Source organism: Amycolatopsis sp. MEPSY49, from assembly GCF_051337345.1.
GTDB lineage: Bacteria > Actinomycetota > Actinomycetes > Mycobacteriales > Pseudonocardiaceae > Amycolatopsis.
The window spans coordinates 191,221-204,592 of record NZ_JBDLYJ010000007.1 but is presented as its reverse complement, the minus strand read 5'-3'; the positions used below and the strand labels follow the sequence as shown (position 1 = coordinate 204,592).

Here is a 13,372-nt window from a genome sequence, read left to right as displayed (position 1 = left end):
CCTGTGACTCTAGTCGCGCCCCTATGCGGTCAGGGGTGATTCGGGTACGACACAATCAGGGGGTGCCCCCCTCCAGCGAAGAGACACGAGTGGTCGCCGGTCGCTACCGGCTGCGTTCGGTGCTCGGCTCCGGGTCGATGGGCACCGTCTGGTCCGCCTACGACGAGTTCCTGCACCGGCAGGTGGCCGTCAAGGAGATGAAGGTGCCGCCGGGCATCCCGGCGTCCCAAGCGGACGAACTGCGGGAGCGGACGCTGCGCGAGGCCCGCGCGATCGCCGTCCTGTCCCACCCGAACGTGATCATCCTGCACGACGTCGCCCGCGAGAACGACCAGCCGTTCGTGGTCATGGAGCTGCTGCCCTCGCGCAGCCTCGCGCACATCCTGCGCGACCACGGGCCGCTGACCGTCGAGCAGGCCGCCGCGGTCGGCATCGCCGTCGCCTCCGCGCTGGAGGCCGCGCACGCCGCCGGCATCACCCACCGCGACGTCAAGCCGGGCAACGTCCTGGTCGCCAGCGACGGCCGGATCAAGCTGACCGACTTCGGCATCGCCCGCAACGTCTCCGAGGCGACCATGACCCGCACCGGGATCATGCTCGGCTCCCCCGCCTACATCGCGCCCGAGGTCGCCTCGGGCGGCGCGGTCGTCCCGGCCGCCGACCTCTGGGGCCTCGGCGCGACGCTGTTCGCCGCGGTCGAGGGCGCGCCGCCGTACGACGCCGACGGCGACCCCCTGGAGACCGTCGGCAAGGTCGTCAACGGCAAGGTGCCCAAGCCGAAGGCCGGCCCGCTGGCCGCCGTCATCACGGCGCTGATGAAGAAGGAGCCGGGCGACCGGATCACCCTGCGCGAGGTCCGGCACCGGCTCTACCCGCTGCAGACGAAGACGCCGCTCGACCTCTTCGGGCCCGAGCTGTTCCGCACCCCGGACGGGAAGAAGACGTCCGCGCAGCCGGACGCGACCGACACCCAGGTGATCAAGACCGTCCTGCCCGAGAAGGCGGAGAAGAAGTCCGAGGAGTCGAGCAGCGAGCTCGCCACCGACCCCGGTCCGCTGCCGTTCCTGCGGCCGCCCACGCCGCCGCCGGCCCCTTCGCCGACGACTTCACCGTCGCCTTCGCCGGAGCCGGCGACGCTGTTCGTCGCGCCGCCGCGGGCCGGGCGGCGCACCGCGCGGGCGACGGCCGTGCTCGTCGCCGTGGCGATCCTGCTCTTCCTGCTGGCCGCGGGCGGCGGGTTCGCGCTGGCCAGGACGGTCGGCGGGCAGTCGCTGCTGCCCCCGGCGGCCGAGCCGGCGGCCACGTCGAACGGGCCGACGCAGGTACCGCCGCCGACCCTGGTCCACCTGACCGGCAACGGCAGCTACCTCAACAACGACGGCGGCCAGTACGCCCTCGACGTGCCGGAGGGCTGGCAGAAGTTCGTCGCCCCGCACAACACGAAGTTCGGGCTGAGCCTGGTCGTCCAGTACGTCTCGCCGGACGGGCGCCGGTCGCTGCGCCTGGAGCGGCTGGCCAGGTACTTCGACCAGACCGAGGGCTACGACGACTACATCGCCTGGCTGCGGTCGTCCTACCTGGGCAATTCGTTCGAGCTGTACGGCCCCTGGCCCCAGCCGGACAAGAGCGTGACGCTGACCTACCGCCTGGCCGAGGGCGGCGCGCTGCCCCAGCAGGACGGCAGCGGGGGCACCCGCGTGACCTTCATGAAGCTCGTGCAGGCCAGGACGAGCCTGTGGCTCCTGTCGGTCACCGTCCCGGCCGAGCAGGAACGCTCGGGCCAGGAGGACGTCTTCGAGCGCGTCGCGGGGACGCTGCAGGTCAGCGACTAGGGCGCCCGGTTCAGCACCTCGCGGGACACGAACTCCTGCGCGAGGTGGCGCAGGCCGGTGAAGATCCGGTCGCCGAGGACCGTCGCGACCAGGCCGGCCTCAATGATCTTGTCGAACGACGTCAGGCCCGTCACGACTTCCACGTCGAGCTCGGCGACGCGCATCGCCAGCGCGAAGTACTCGTCGAGGCGGTCGGCGAGCTTCTCGTGCCCCAGCTCCTTCGCCGTGGCCAGCGCGGCGATCAGGTTGCCGATCGTGTGGTCCTCGGTCCCGTGCCAGACCCAGCCGTGGCGGTCGGCCAGGCCGTGGAGCAGCTCGGCCGCCCACTCGGCGGCCTCGTCCGACACCTTCGGCGGCGTCCCGGCCAGCTCCTGCTGGACGACGCCCATCGTCTCGTGCGGGGTCGCGTCGCCCTCGATCGCGGCGAGGACGGCTCCCACCGACGCCAGCGGCAGCCCGCCGACCTCGGTGAGCGCCTTGACCAGCCGGAGCCGCTGGACGTGGGCCGCGGAGTAGCGGGCCTGGTTGGGGCTGGTGCGCTCGCCCGGGAAGAGCAGGCCTTCCCGCAGGTAGTACTTGACGGTCGCGACCGGCACCCCCGACTCCGCGCTCAGTTCCGCCATCCGCATGCGCATCCGCTCCGATCCCCGGGTCGGTCTCCGGGGGAACCCTGAAGACAGCTCAGCATGGATAGTTTAGCTTCCCATAACGGAGAGTTTGACTATCCATTCTGGGAGGAACCATGACCATCCTTGCCGACGTCCGGAGCAGGACGCGCGGGTGGCACCGGCCGTCCGCGATCGCGGCCGCCGCCCTGGGGGTGCTGGCGGTGCTCTGCGTCGCCGCTTTGCTCGTGGACCAGCGAACGTTGGCCGGCGCGCCGATCTGGGCGAAGCCGTTCAAGTTCGCGGTGTCCGGTGCCCTCTACTTCGCTACTTGGAGCTGGCTCGTCTCGCTGCTGCCGCGGTTCCGGCGCACGGCGTCCTGGCTGACGGACTTCCTGGTCCTGATCTTCGCCGCCGAGTACGTCCTGCTGGTCTTCCAAGCGGCGCGCGGCCGGGCCAGCCACTTCAACATCGCGACGCCGCAGGACGCGCTGATCTACAACGTCATGGGCAAGATGATCATGGGCTTGTGGGTCGCCACGCTCGTGCTGACCGTGCTGGTGCTGTTCACGAAGGTGCCCGACCGGGCGAGCTTCTGGGCCGTGCGCGCCGGCGCCGCGCTGTCCCTGATCGGGATCTCGCTGGGCATCCTGATGACGAACCCGACCGCGCAGCAGCTCGCGCGGTGGCAGGCCGGCGGCACGCCCGACATGGTCGGCGCGCACACCGTCGGGCTCGCCGACGGCGGTCCCGGCCTGCCGATCCTCGGCTGGAGCACGGTGGCCGGCGACCTGCGGATCCCGCACTTCGTCGGGATGCACGCGCTGCAGGCGCTGCCGCTGCTGGCCATCGCGCTCGCGGCGCTGGCCCCGCGGTTCGCCCGGCTGCGCGACGACGCCGTCCGCGCGCGGCTCGTCCTGGTCGGCGCGGCCGGGTACGCGGGGCTGACCGCGCTGGTGACGTGGCAGGCGCTGCGGGCGCAGTCGATCGTCCACCCGGACGCGACGACACTGGGGGCGTTCGCGGTGCTGGTCGCGGCCGTCGGACTCGGCTCGTGGGCCGTGGCCCGATGACCCTCTTCGACCTCGCGTTCCCGCTGGCCGTGCCGTTCTGGGCAGTGATGATCCTGGCGCCGAACTGGCGGTGGACGCCGCGGGTCATGGCGTCGCCGTGGGTGCCGTTGCTGCCGCTGGCCTGCTACTTCGCGCTCGTGCTGCCGCACTTCGGCGAGTGGGGGCGGGCGATGCTCTCGCCGGACCTCGGCGTGCTGCAGACACTGCTGGCCACGCCGTGGGGTGCCGGGCTCGTCTGGGCGCACCTGATCGCGTTCGACCTGTTCGTCGCGCGGTGGATGTACTTCGAGGGGCGCTCGGCGGGGCTTTCGCCGTGGATCGTGAGCCCGATCCTGGTCCTGACGATCTTCCTGTCGCCGTTCGGGCTGGTCGTGTTCCTGGTGGCGCGAAGTGTCCGGTTACGCTCCCTCGCATGAGTGAACACGAGGCCGCGAGCGCCATCGCCCACCGCACCGGCGTGGACGCGCACGACATCGCGGTGGTCCTGGGGTCGGGCTGGCGCCCGGCGGCGGACGTCATCGGGGAGTGCGAGACGGAGATCCCGTTCGCCGAGCTGCCCGGCTTCACCACGCCCGGCGCGGTGGGGCACGGCGGCACCATCCGCTCGCTGAAGATCGGCGGCAAGAACGTCCTGGTACTGCTCGGGCGGACGCACTTCTACGAGGGCAAGGGCATCGACCCGGTAGTGCACAACGTGCGCACCGCGGCGGCGGCCGGCGTCCGGACGGTGCTGCTGACGAACGCGGCGGGCGGGCTGCGCCAGGGGTTCAAGGTGGGTCAGCCGGTGCTGATCTCCGACCACCTGAACCTGACCGCGCGCTCGCCGATCGTCGGCGCGAACTTCGTCGACCTGACCGACCTGTACTCGGCGCGGCTGCGGAAGCTCGCGCGGGAAATCGACCCGTCGCTGGAGGAGGGCGTCTACGCGGGCCTGACCGGACCGCACTTCGAGACGCCGGCCGAAATCCACATGCTGCGCACGCTGGGCGCGGACCTGGTCGGCATGTCGACGGTCCTGGAGGCGGTCGCGGCCCGTGCGGCCGGCGTCGAGGTGTTCGGCCTCTCCCTGGTCACGAACCTCGCGGCCGGCATGACGGGCGAGCCGCTGAACCACCAGGAAGTCCTGGAGGCGGGCCGCGCGGCGGCCACCCAGATGGGCTCCCTGCTGCGCGAGCTGGTCACCCGCGCCTGACCCCTCAAGACGTCACTTTCTCCGCGAAAGTGTTCCGGAGGTGGGCTCTCCACAACACTTTCTCGGAGAAAGTGACGCTTGGGACGTCTCAGGCCAGGGTCGGGAGCTGGGCCGCCACCTCGGCCGGGGACGGCATCGCCGCGACCTCGGCCGCCAAGGTGCGGGTGGCGTCGCGGACTGAGGTGTCGGTGAGCAGGCGGCGGGCTTCGGAGGCGACCGCCTCCGCGGTGACCTCCGCCGCGAGCAGGCGGGAGCCGACGCCGGCCGCCACCACCGCCTCCGCGTTGCTGAACTGGTCCGCTCCCTGCGGCAGCAGCAACTGCGGGAGGCCCGCGCCGAACGCGCCGAGCGTCGTGCCGCTGCCGCCGTGGTGGACCACCAGGTCGACGTGCGGGAGCAGGGCCGCCTGCGGGACCCACGCCTCGAGCCGGACGTTGGCCGGAACCTCGCCGAGTGCCGCCGGGTCGACCGTCGGGCCCGTCGCGACCAGGACGTCGACGTCCAAACCGGACAGACCGGCGATCGCCGCGCCCAGCACTCCCGCGTGGCCCATCGCCGTGCCGAGCGTCAAGTACACCAACGGCCGCGACCGGTCCAGGACCCCCGAAGGCAGCTCGCCCGGCTCGCTCCAGCCCACCGGCCGCAGCGGGACGCGCGTCGTGCGCGCCAGGAAACCCGGGTCCTGCACCGATTCCGGGCAGATGTCGACGAACGGGCCGCCGAAAGCCAGGTCCTCGCCCACGGTGATGCCCAGTTCCGAGGCGTGCGCGCGGATCGCGTCGCGGATCTTCGTCACCATCGGGTCGTCGCTCGACACGCGGCCGAACCCGTGTGCCACCACGGGAATCCCGGCCTTCATCGCGGCGAACGCGCCACCGGAGTTGCCGGCCTCGCTCACGACGAGGTCGGGCCGGAGCCGCGAGAACAGCGGCAGCAGGTCGGCGACGAACGTCTTCGGCATCAGCTCGCCGAAGACCTTCGCGACGATCGGGCCGAGCACCTCCGGCGGGACCTCGCCCGGCGGGCGCCGCGGCCCGGGCGGCCCGGCCTCGGCGAACGCCTGGCCGAACGCGTCCTTGATGGCGAGCCCGGCGGCCGCCGTCTCCAGACCGGCTTTCGTCAGCTGTGGCAGGAAGTCTTCCGAAGTGGCGAAGACGACGTCGTGGCCCGCGTCCCGCGCGGCGACCGCCAGCGGGACGAGCGGGAACGTGTGACCGAAGGACCCCAGTGAGGTGAAGAGCAAGCGCACTCCCCCGACCCTAGCCCGTAGGCTGGCGCGGTGACGATCGATTCGACCTTGCGCGACGCCGCCTTCCGCTGGATCGCCGACGACCCGGACGACGACGCTCGCGCCGAGCTGCAGAACGTCCTCGCGAAGGCGATGGGCGGCGACACCGGTGCGGCCGACGAACTGGCCGACCGGATGGCCGGGCCGCTCGAGTTCGGCACCGCCGGGCTGCGCGGGCCGGTGCGCGCCGGGCCGAACGGGATGAACGTCGCCGTCGTCACGCGGACCACCGCCGGTGTCGCGGAGTGGCTGAAGGCACACGGGCACGCCGGCGCGCTGGTCGTCGTCGGCCGGGACGCGCGGCACGGCTCGGAAGCCTTCGCGACCGCGGCCGCCGAGGTCATGACCGCGGCCGGGTTCGACGTCAAGGTGTTCCCGAAGCCGCTGCCGACGCCGGTGCTCGCCTTCGCCGTCGGCCGGCTCGGCGCGGTGGCCGGCATCCAGATCACCGCGTCGCACAACCCGCCCGCCGACAACGGGTACAAGCTCTACGACGCGACCGGCGGCCAGATCGTCCCGCCGTCCGACGGCGAGATCGAGCGGGCCATCCAGGCCGCGCCCGCCGCGGTGAGCGTGCCGCGCGCGCCCGGCGCCGAGGTGGTCGACCTGCTCGACCGGTACCTCGACGAGGTCGCGACGCTGCCGATGGGCGCCGAGCGCGCGGTGCGCGTGGCCGCGACGGCGTTGCACGGCGTCGGCGCCGACACGCTGCAGGCGGCGTTCGAGCGGGCCGGGTTCACCGACCTGCACCTGGTCGGCGACCAGGCCGCGCCCGACCCCGACTTCCCGACCGTGTCGTTCCCGAACCCGGAAGAACCCGGCGCGACCGACCTGCTGCTGGCGCTGGCGTCCGAAGTGGACGCCGACCTGGCGATCGCGCTCGACCCGGACGCCGACCGCTGCGCGCTGGGCGTCCGCGACCGGGACGGCGAGTGGCGGATGCTGCGCGGCGACGAGACCGGCGTGCTGCTCGGCTCGTACGTCCTGTCCACAGTGGACCGCACGGTCCTGCCGGACCCGCTGGTCGCGACGACCATCGTGTCGTCGTCGATGCTCGGCGAAATCGCGAAGGCCGAAGGCGCCCGCTACGCCGAGACGTTGACCGGCTTCAAGTGGCTGGTCCGCGCGGGCGAAGGCCTGGTCTTCGCCTACGAAGAAGCGCTCGGCCTGTGCGTGAACCCGGGTTTCGTGCGCGACAAGGACGGCATCGCCGCCGCGACGCTGGCCGCCGGCTACACCGCGCGGCTCAAGGCCGAGGGCCGCACGCCGCTGGACGTCCTGGACGAGCTGGCCGAACGCCACGGAGTCCACCTCACCGACCAGGTTTCCCTGCGGGTGACCGACCTCTCCGTCCGCGGGCAGCTGATGGCGAAGGTGCGCCAGGCGCCGCCGGCCGAGCTGGGCGGGGTGGCCGTCGCGCTCGAAGACCTGCTGCCGGACGCGGATGTGCTGCGCCTCACCGGGGACGGCGTGCGCGTGGTCGTCCGCCCGTCCGGGACGGAACCGAAGCTGAAGGCGTACCTGCAGGTCGTGGCGCCGGTGACGGGTTCGCTCGACGAAGCGCGCGAGGCGGCGACCGCGAAGCTGGGCGCATTGCGGACGGCGGTCGAGGAGCTGCTCGCCTGATGCCGCGGCTGCTGATCGTGCACCACACGCCGTCGCCGTCGACGCAGGCGCTGTTCGAGGCGGTGCTGGCGGGCGCGACGCACCCGGACATCGAGGGCGTGGAGGTGGTCCGCCGCGCGGCGCTGGCGGCGACCGTCCCCGACGTCCTCGAGGCGGACGGCTACCTGCTGGGCACGCCGGCGAACCTCGGCAGCATGAGCGGGGCGCTGAAGCACTTCTTCGACACCGTCTACTACCCGTGCCTCGACGAGACGCGGGGTCGCCCGTTCGGCTATTGGATCCACGGGAACAGCGACACGTCGGGGACGGAACGACAGCTGCTGTCCATCACCACGGGCTTGGCGTGGGAGAAGGTGGCGGACCCGGTGATCAGCACGGGCGAGCCGGACAAGAAGATCCTGGAAGCCTGCACGGAACTCGGCGGCACCGTGGCCGCCACGCTGATGTCCTGAAGCTCGAGGTTCTGAAAAAGTAAGGGGCCTGTCACCGGAAGCCCTGGGGGTCGACCTCCGGCAACAGGCCGTGGCCAAGGGATCGCCGCGAAGCGTTCGACCTTGGCAGCTGAAGCGTACTACACCGGGGCGATCATGACGAGTCGAGAAGACACGACAGCCTCTCGTCTTGCGGTTCCGTACACCCCCAGGGTACGGAGAGCAAGACGAGAGGCATGCCAACTGTAAACCACTGCATACGATAGCTGTCAACATGTGCGTACAGTGGTTTCCCGGCTAGAATTTTCACGGTGGAAACCTAGGGGGCGGGTATGGCACGGGAACGCACTTTCGCGGAACGGCTGAGCGCCCTGATCGAGGCGGCTCGGGTGGACGGTCGCGCGCCGCACAGCTACCGGGAGATCTCGGCGGCGGTCGAGCGGGCGGGTGGGCCGGCGATGTCGCCCGCCTACCTGCAGCAGCTGGCCACGGGCAAGCGCGTCAACCCGAAGATCCACTATGTTGAGGCCTTGGCGAGACTGTTCGGCGTGCCCGTCACGTACTTCTTCGACGAAGAGGCAGCCGCGCCCCCGGCCGGGGAAGCGCAGCTGATGGCGATGCGGGCGCAGGAGCTCTCCCCGCAGGGGCGACGGCAGGTGATGGACCTGCTGGAGCTGGTGGAGCGCTACGAGCGGGCCGAACGCGAGGGCCGGAACCCGGAGGACGCCGCGCGATGAAGGAACGGGAGCTGCGCCGCCGCTGCCGCAAGCTGCTGAAGCAGCTCGACATCGGCCCGCCGCTCGACGTCGAGGTGCTCTGCGCGCGGCTGGGCGAACAACGGGGCAAGCCGATCCGGCTGATGGCCTACCCGCTGGAGGTGCCCGGGCCGTTCGGTTGCTGGATCGCCACTTCCTCCGCGGATTACATCTTCTACCAGGCCGAAACCACGAAATCCCACCAGGACCACATCATCCTGCACGAGCTCGGCCACATGCTCGCCGACCACCACCCGCACGGCGACGCCGAGCCGGCCGACTTCCTGCGCGGACCGGTTCCGGATCTTGACCCGGATGCAGTACACCGCGCACTGCGCCGGTCGTCCTACGATGACGCGCACGAGTGGGAAGCCGAGACCGTCGCGACCATCATCCTCGAGTGGGCGTCGGTCCTGAACTACACGATCCCGCGGCGTGCTGCGGACCGGGATCTGCGCCGGATCCAGGGGACGCTCGGCGATCACCAAGGGTGGTTGTGAGCACACTTTTCAGCCCGGTCAACGTTGTTGCGATGGTGCTGTTCGCCGCTGCCCTGGCGTGGCGGATCTACCAGGTGCAGCGCGCGCCGACGGTGCCGAACTGGGCCGTCACCGCGTGCGTCGCCGGGTTCGCCGCGGCGTTCCTGCTGCAGCAGCAGGCCGTGTCCGACGAAATCGACGCGGTGTTCGGCCGCGGTGCCGCGCGCGTCGCCAACAACGCGCTGCTGGCGTGCGCGGTCTGCGCGCTGGTCATCTTCTTCCTCGGCTCGGCGCTGGGCCCGCGGCGCTACCGGCGGGTCGCGGTCGAGCTGGTGCCGCTGGCCGCGGCGATCACGCTGATGGTCGTCGCGATGGCCCTGACCAAGCCGGAGCTGCGCGGGCAGGCGCTCGGGCCGGCGACGATCCACGACAGCGGGATCGCGGTGTTCTACCTCGGCGCCGGGCTGTACCTGATCTACGGCCTGGTCGCGTGCACGGCGTGGATCGTGCGCTACCTGCGGGTGGCCGACCGCGACCTGCGGATCGGCCTGCGGATGGGCGCGGTCGGCATGGCCAGCGCGGCGATCGGCAGCATCTGCCGCGCGCTGTACATCGTGGTGGCGTGGGTCTTCGGCCCGGTCGTCAAGGTCCTGCTGCTGCTCGGGGTGCCGTTCGTGATCGTCGGCGGAATGCTGTTCCTGCTCGGCGTCACCTACCCCGGCGTGCGGGCGCGGATTTCGGCGTTGCGGCGGCGGCGCCAGCACCGCCGCGAGCACGACGCGCTCGGTCCGTTGTGGACGGTCCTGGTGCAGGCGTTCCCCAGCATCGTGCTGCGGACCCCGCCCCGCCGTCGCGGCGAACGGCTGTCGCCGCGCAGCATCCACCGCGTGTACTACCGCCGGGTGATCGAGATCCGGGACGGCCTGGTGCAGCTGTCGCCGTACCTGGACGAAGGGTTCGGCGACGTCGTCGCGGCCGATCCCCGTGCCGCGGCGGCCGCGTTGAAGGCGGCGCTGGCGCGGCACGCGGCGGGCGAGGAGAGCGACGGCCACGCCAAGCAGGTCCTGCCCGCACCGGCGGACGACATCGAATCCGACGTCCGGCCGCTGCTGGCGCTGTCGGCCGCGATGGGGTCGTGACGTGGACACGGTGATCACCGCCGGCCGGGTGCTGCCGCGGCCGTCGGCACCTGTCCTCGACGGCGCGGTGCTGGTGCGTGACGGCGTGATCGTGGCGGCCGGCCCGCGCGCGGAGGTGCTGCCGCTGGCCGCGCCGGACGCGGTCCGGCACGACTTCCCGACCGGGACCGCGTTGGCCGGGCTGTTCAACGTCCACGTGCACCTGGCTTTCGACGCTTCCCGGGAAATGCTGGACCACTTCCAGGCCGGTACGTCCGTGGCGGACGCGCGATCGCGGCTGTCGTCGATGCTGCGCACCGGCGTGACGACGGTGCGGGACCTCGGCGACCGCGGCCACCTGGGCGCTTCGGTCCGCGAGTCGTTCTCGGACGAGGTGGCACCGAGGTTGCTGGTGTCGGGCCCGCCGATCACGGTGCCGGACGGGCACTGCCACTTCTTCGGCGGCGCGGTGACGACCGACGACGCGATCCGCGCGTTGATCGACGCGAACGCGGAAGCGGGCGCGGACGTGATCAAGGTGATGGCCAGCGGCGGCCAGATCACCGAGGGCGGCGCGGACATGTGGGAGTCGCAGTTCGACGCGCGGCAGCTTTCGGTGGTCGTTTCGCACGCGGCGTCGCACGGGTTGCCGGTGGCGGCCCACGCCCACGGCGCGGACGCCATCGAGGCCGCGGTCGAAGCCGGCGTGTCGACGATCGAGCACTGCAGCTTCCTGACCGGGCCGCGGTCGTTCGACCGGCGCGACGCGGTGGCGTCGCGGATGGCGGCCGCGGGGATTTCGGCGTGTTCGACGAGCAGCCGCAACTGGCGGACGATCGTCGAGAAGCTCGGCGACGAAGTGGCCCAGGCGATGTACGGCCGCCTGCCGTGGCTGGAGGAGCACGGCGTACGGCTGCTGGCGGGGACGGACGCGGGGTTGCCGGGGTCGGTGTTCGACGATCCGGTGGGGGCGTTGGAGCTGTACGAGTGGCTCGGGTTCTCCCGGCGGCGGATCTTGGAGATCGCCACTTGTGATTCCGCGGCAGGACTGGGGCTGACCGACGTGACCGGACGGCTCGAACCCGGGCTCGCCGCGGACGTACTCGTCGTCGAGGGTGACCCGCTGGCGTCCCTCGCCGCGCTCCGGAACCCGCTGCTTGTCCTGGCCCAGGGCCGCGAAGCCTAGTTCCCCGATCGGGGAATGCCTGGTTTGGTGACACCGTTTTAAAACGGTGTTATCGTAGCTTCCACCACCCCGAGAAGGAGTCCCCCGATGCACGGACCCGCCCAGCTCTTCACCGTGATCGCCCTGGTCTCGCTGCCCACCGTCATGTACGGCGGCTACGCCCTGATGGGTATCCTGCGAGACCGCGAACTCACCGAACACCAGCGCGCGATGTTCCGCGCCGGCCACGCCCACGCCGGCGTCCTGCTGGTCCTCGCCCTGGTCGTGCTGCAGATCCTCAGCCGCACGTCGCTGTCGGACACCACACTGTGGATCACCTGCTTCCTGCTGCTCTTCGGGATCCTCGCCCAGTCCGGCGGCTTCTTCCTGCACCTGCTCCCGAACCGGGGCAAGCTCGGCGGGCGCGTCACCAGCGTCGGCGCCGTGCTGCTCGCCGCCGCCGTGCTCGTCACCGCTTACGGGGTCGTCTGAACCGGTCGTTAAGCTGGTGACGTGCCTGAATACCTGCCGACCGCGCCCTACAAGGGGACCCGGGACTTCCTGCCCGCCGAAATGTCCGTGCGTACCCAGGTGTTCGGTCATCTCTACGACGTCCTGGAGCGCCGCGGCTTCCTCCGCTACGACGGCCCGATCCTCGAATCCGCCGAGATCTACGAGCGCAAATCGGGGCAGGAGCTCGCCGACAAGCAGCTCTACACCCTCACCGACAAGGGCGGCCGGCGGCTGGCGCTGCGCCCGGAGATGACGCCGTCGGTCGCGCGGATGATCGCCGGGAGCGCGAAGTCGCTGTCGTTCCCCGTCCGGTGGTACAGCCACCCGAACTGCCACCGGTACGAGGCGCCGCAGCGCGGCCGCGTCCGCGAGCACTGGCAGATCAACGCCGACATCTTCGGCTCGGACAGCGCCAACTGCGAGATCGAGATCTTCGAGCTGGTGCACGACATGATGGCCGCGCTGGGCGCGACGCCGGACATGTTCGTGCTGCGCGTCAACGACCGGAACCTGCTGACGTCGGCGCTGACCGACGTCGCCGGGGTCTCCGAAGACCACCTGGCCCAGGTGTTCGCGCTCGTCGACCGCTGGGAGAAGTACCCGCGCGAGAAGCTGGCCGAGAGCGCCGGCGAGATCGGCTTGTCGGACAAGCAGTTCGAGAAGCTGGCCGAGACGCTCGCCATGGGCGACGCGCTGCTGGACGAGATCCCGGCCGAGGTGCGCGAGCAGTCGAACCTGGTGAAGGTGCTGGGCAGCGGCGCCAAGGACCTGGTGAAGTACGAGCCGATGATCGTGCGCGGGCTGGCGTACTACACGTCGACGGTGTTCGAGGTCTTCGACACCTCGCCGGAGAACCGCCGCGCGCTGTTCGGCGGCGGGCGGTACAGCGACCTCGCGTCGATGTTCACGCCGCAGCAGATCCCGGGCATCGGGTTCGGCATGGGCGACGTCACGCTGATCGACTTCCTCGACACGCACGGCCTGACCCCGGCCCCACGCAGCGAGGTCGACGTCATGGTGATCCCGGTGACCGAGGACCTCTCGGACGCGGCCCGCTCGGTGGCGGCGTCCCTGCGCGGCGCGGGCCTGCGGACGTCGACGCCGATCGAGCACCGCAAGCTGGGCAAGGAGCTCACCCGCGCGGACAAGGCGGGCGCGGCCGCGGTGGTGATCGTCGGCCAGGAGGACTGGGCGGCGGGCAACGTGACGGTCCGCAGCCTCGCGACCCGGGAGCAGAACCCGGTCGCGATCGCCGACGCCCCCGCGGCGGTCCAGGCGCTGCTGAGCTGAAAAGG

At 71.5% G+C, this 13,372-nt stretch carries 14 protein-coding genes; 12 read left to right on the top strand and 2 right to left on the bottom strand.

Annotated features, from left to right (window positions below):
* The first annotated feature begins 89 nt into the window (after positions 1-89).
* Positions 90-1,832 (top strand): serine/threonine-protein kinase, encoded by a 1,743-nt coding sequence (locus ABFJ78_RS29750; protein WP_436390158.1) that lies wholly within the window; start codon positions 90-92, stop codon positions 1,830-1,832.
* Here the strand turns inward: ABFJ78_RS29750 and ABFJ78_RS29745 are convergent.
* Positions 1,829-2,467 (bottom strand): MerR family transcriptional regulator, encoded by a 639-nt coding sequence (locus tag ABFJ78_RS29745; protein ID WP_436389875.1) that lies wholly within the window; start codon positions 2,465-2,467, stop codon positions 1,829-1,831. The genes ABFJ78_RS29750 and ABFJ78_RS29745 overlap by 4 nt on opposite strands.
* Positions 2,468-2,574: 107 nt before the next feature.
* Here ABFJ78_RS29745 and ABFJ78_RS29740 point away from each other — a divergent pair, with 107 nt between their 5' ends.
* Genes ABFJ78_RS29740 through ABFJ78_RS29730 form a run of 3 tightly spaced genes read left to right on the top strand, consistent with a single transcriptional unit; the run spans position 2,575 to position 4,702 of the window.
* The gene (locus ABFJ78_RS29740; protein WP_436389874.1) at positions 2,575-3,510 is read left to right on the top strand and encodes a hypothetical protein; all 936 of its coding nucleotides are present in this window, start codon (positions 2,575-2,577) and stop codon (positions 3,508-3,510) included.
* Positions 3,507-3,926, top strand: coding sequence for an ABA4-like family protein (locus tag ABFJ78_RS29735; protein ID WP_436389873.1), 420 nt, complete (start codon positions 3,507-3,509; stop codon positions 3,924-3,926). Before ABFJ78_RS29740 ends, ABFJ78_RS29735 begins: the two co-directional genes overlap by 4 nt.
* The gene (locus tag ABFJ78_RS29730) at positions 3,923-4,702 is read left to right on the top strand and encodes a purine-nucleoside phosphorylase (protein WP_436389872.1); all 780 of its coding nucleotides are present in this window, start codon (positions 3,923-3,925) and stop codon (positions 4,700-4,702) included. Before ABFJ78_RS29735 ends, ABFJ78_RS29730 begins: the two co-directional genes overlap by 4 nt.
* An 88-nt stretch (positions 4,703-4,790) precedes the next feature.
* On the opposite strand, the gene ABFJ78_RS29725 is transcribed toward ABFJ78_RS29730, so the two are convergent.
* Complete coding sequence (locus ABFJ78_RS29725; RefSeq protein ID WP_436389871.1) at positions 4,791-5,951, bottom strand: glycosyltransferase; 1,161 nt, start codon at positions 5,949-5,951, stop codon at positions 4,791-4,793.
* A 30-nt stretch (positions 5,952-5,981) separates the two neighbouring features.
* Between ABFJ78_RS29725 and ABFJ78_RS29720 the strand changes: the two genes are divergently transcribed.
* The 8 genes from ABFJ78_RS29720 to hisS all read left to right on the top strand — a co-directional run bounded on the left by ABFJ78_RS29720 (position 5,982) and on the right by hisS (position 13,367).
* Positions 5,982-7,616, top strand: a complete 1,635-nt coding sequence (locus ABFJ78_RS29720) for a phospho-sugar mutase (protein ID WP_436389870.1) — start codon at positions 5,982-5,984, stop codon at positions 7,614-7,616.
* Positions 7,616-8,068, top strand: a complete 453-nt coding sequence (locus ABFJ78_RS29715) for a flavodoxin family protein (RefSeq protein WP_436389869.1) — start codon at positions 7,616-7,618, stop codon at positions 8,066-8,068. The genes ABFJ78_RS29720 and ABFJ78_RS29715 overlap by 1 nt, the downstream gene beginning before the upstream one ends.
* A gap of 311 nt (positions 8,069-8,379) precedes the next feature.
* Entirely contained in the window at positions 8,380-8,784 is a 405-nt protein-coding gene (locus ABFJ78_RS29710; RefSeq protein ID WP_284748016.1) for an XRE family transcriptional regulator, read from the top strand.
* Entirely contained in the window at positions 8,781-9,302 is a 522-nt protein-coding gene (locus ABFJ78_RS29705; protein ID WP_364460348.1) for a hypothetical protein, read from the top strand. The genes ABFJ78_RS29710 and ABFJ78_RS29705 overlap by 4 nt, the downstream gene beginning before the upstream one ends.
* Positions 9,299-10,420: an MAB_1171c family putative transporter gene (locus ABFJ78_RS29700; RefSeq protein ID WP_436389868.1), complete on the top strand. Its 1,122-nt coding sequence runs from the start codon at positions 9,299-9,301 to the stop codon at positions 10,418-10,420. Before ABFJ78_RS29705 ends, ABFJ78_RS29700 begins: the two co-directional genes overlap by 4 nt.
* A gap of 1 nt (position 10,421) precedes the next feature.
* On the top strand, positions 10,422-11,585 hold the full coding sequence (locus tag ABFJ78_RS29695) for an amidohydrolase family protein (RefSeq protein ID WP_436389867.1): 1,164 nt from the start codon (positions 10,422-10,424) through the stop codon (positions 11,583-11,585).
* Between the two features lie 87 nt (positions 11,586-11,672).
* Entirely contained in the window at positions 11,673-12,056 is a 384-nt protein-coding gene (locus tag ABFJ78_RS29690) for a hypothetical protein (protein WP_436389866.1), read from the top strand.
* Positions 12,057-12,077: 21 nt separating this feature from the next.
* Positions 12,078-13,367 (top strand): histidine--tRNA ligase, encoded by a 1,290-nt coding sequence (hisS, locus tag ABFJ78_RS29685; RefSeq protein ID WP_436389865.1) that lies wholly within the window; start codon positions 12,078-12,080, stop codon positions 13,365-13,367.
* The last annotated feature ends 5 nt before the right edge of the window (positions 13,368-13,372 follow it).

Coding starts and splice junctions, on each gene's coding strand:
- ABFJ78_RS29705 (WP_364460348.1), top strand. CDS start 8,781: ATGAAGGAACGGGAGCTGCGCCGCCGCTGCCGCAAGCTGCTGAAGCAG.
- ABFJ78_RS29740 (WP_436389874.1), top strand. CDS start 2,575: ATGACCATCCTTGCCGACGTCCGGAGCAGGACGCGCGGGTGGCACCGG.
- ABFJ78_RS29690 (WP_436389866.1), top strand. CDS start 11,673: ATGCACGGACCCGCCCAGCTCTTCACCGTGATCGCCCTGGTCTCGCTG.
- ABFJ78_RS29735 (WP_436389873.1), top strand. CDS start 3,507: ATGACCCTCTTCGACCTCGCGTTCCCGCTGGCCGTGCCGTTCTGGGCA.
- ABFJ78_RS29710 (WP_284748016.1), top strand. CDS start 8,380: ATGGCACGGGAACGCACTTTCGCGGAACGGCTGAGCGCCCTGATCGAG.
- ABFJ78_RS29715 (WP_436389869.1), top strand. CDS start 7,616: ATGCCGCGGCTGCTGATCGTGCACCACACGCCGTCGCCGTCGACGCAG.
- ABFJ78_RS29745 (WP_436389875.1), bottom strand. CDS start 2,467: ATGCGCATGCGGATGGCGGAACTGAGCGCGGAGTCGGGGGTGCCGGTC.
- ABFJ78_RS29730 (WP_436389872.1), top strand. CDS start 3,923: ATGAGTGAACACGAGGCCGCGAGCGCCATCGCCCACCGCACCGGCGTG.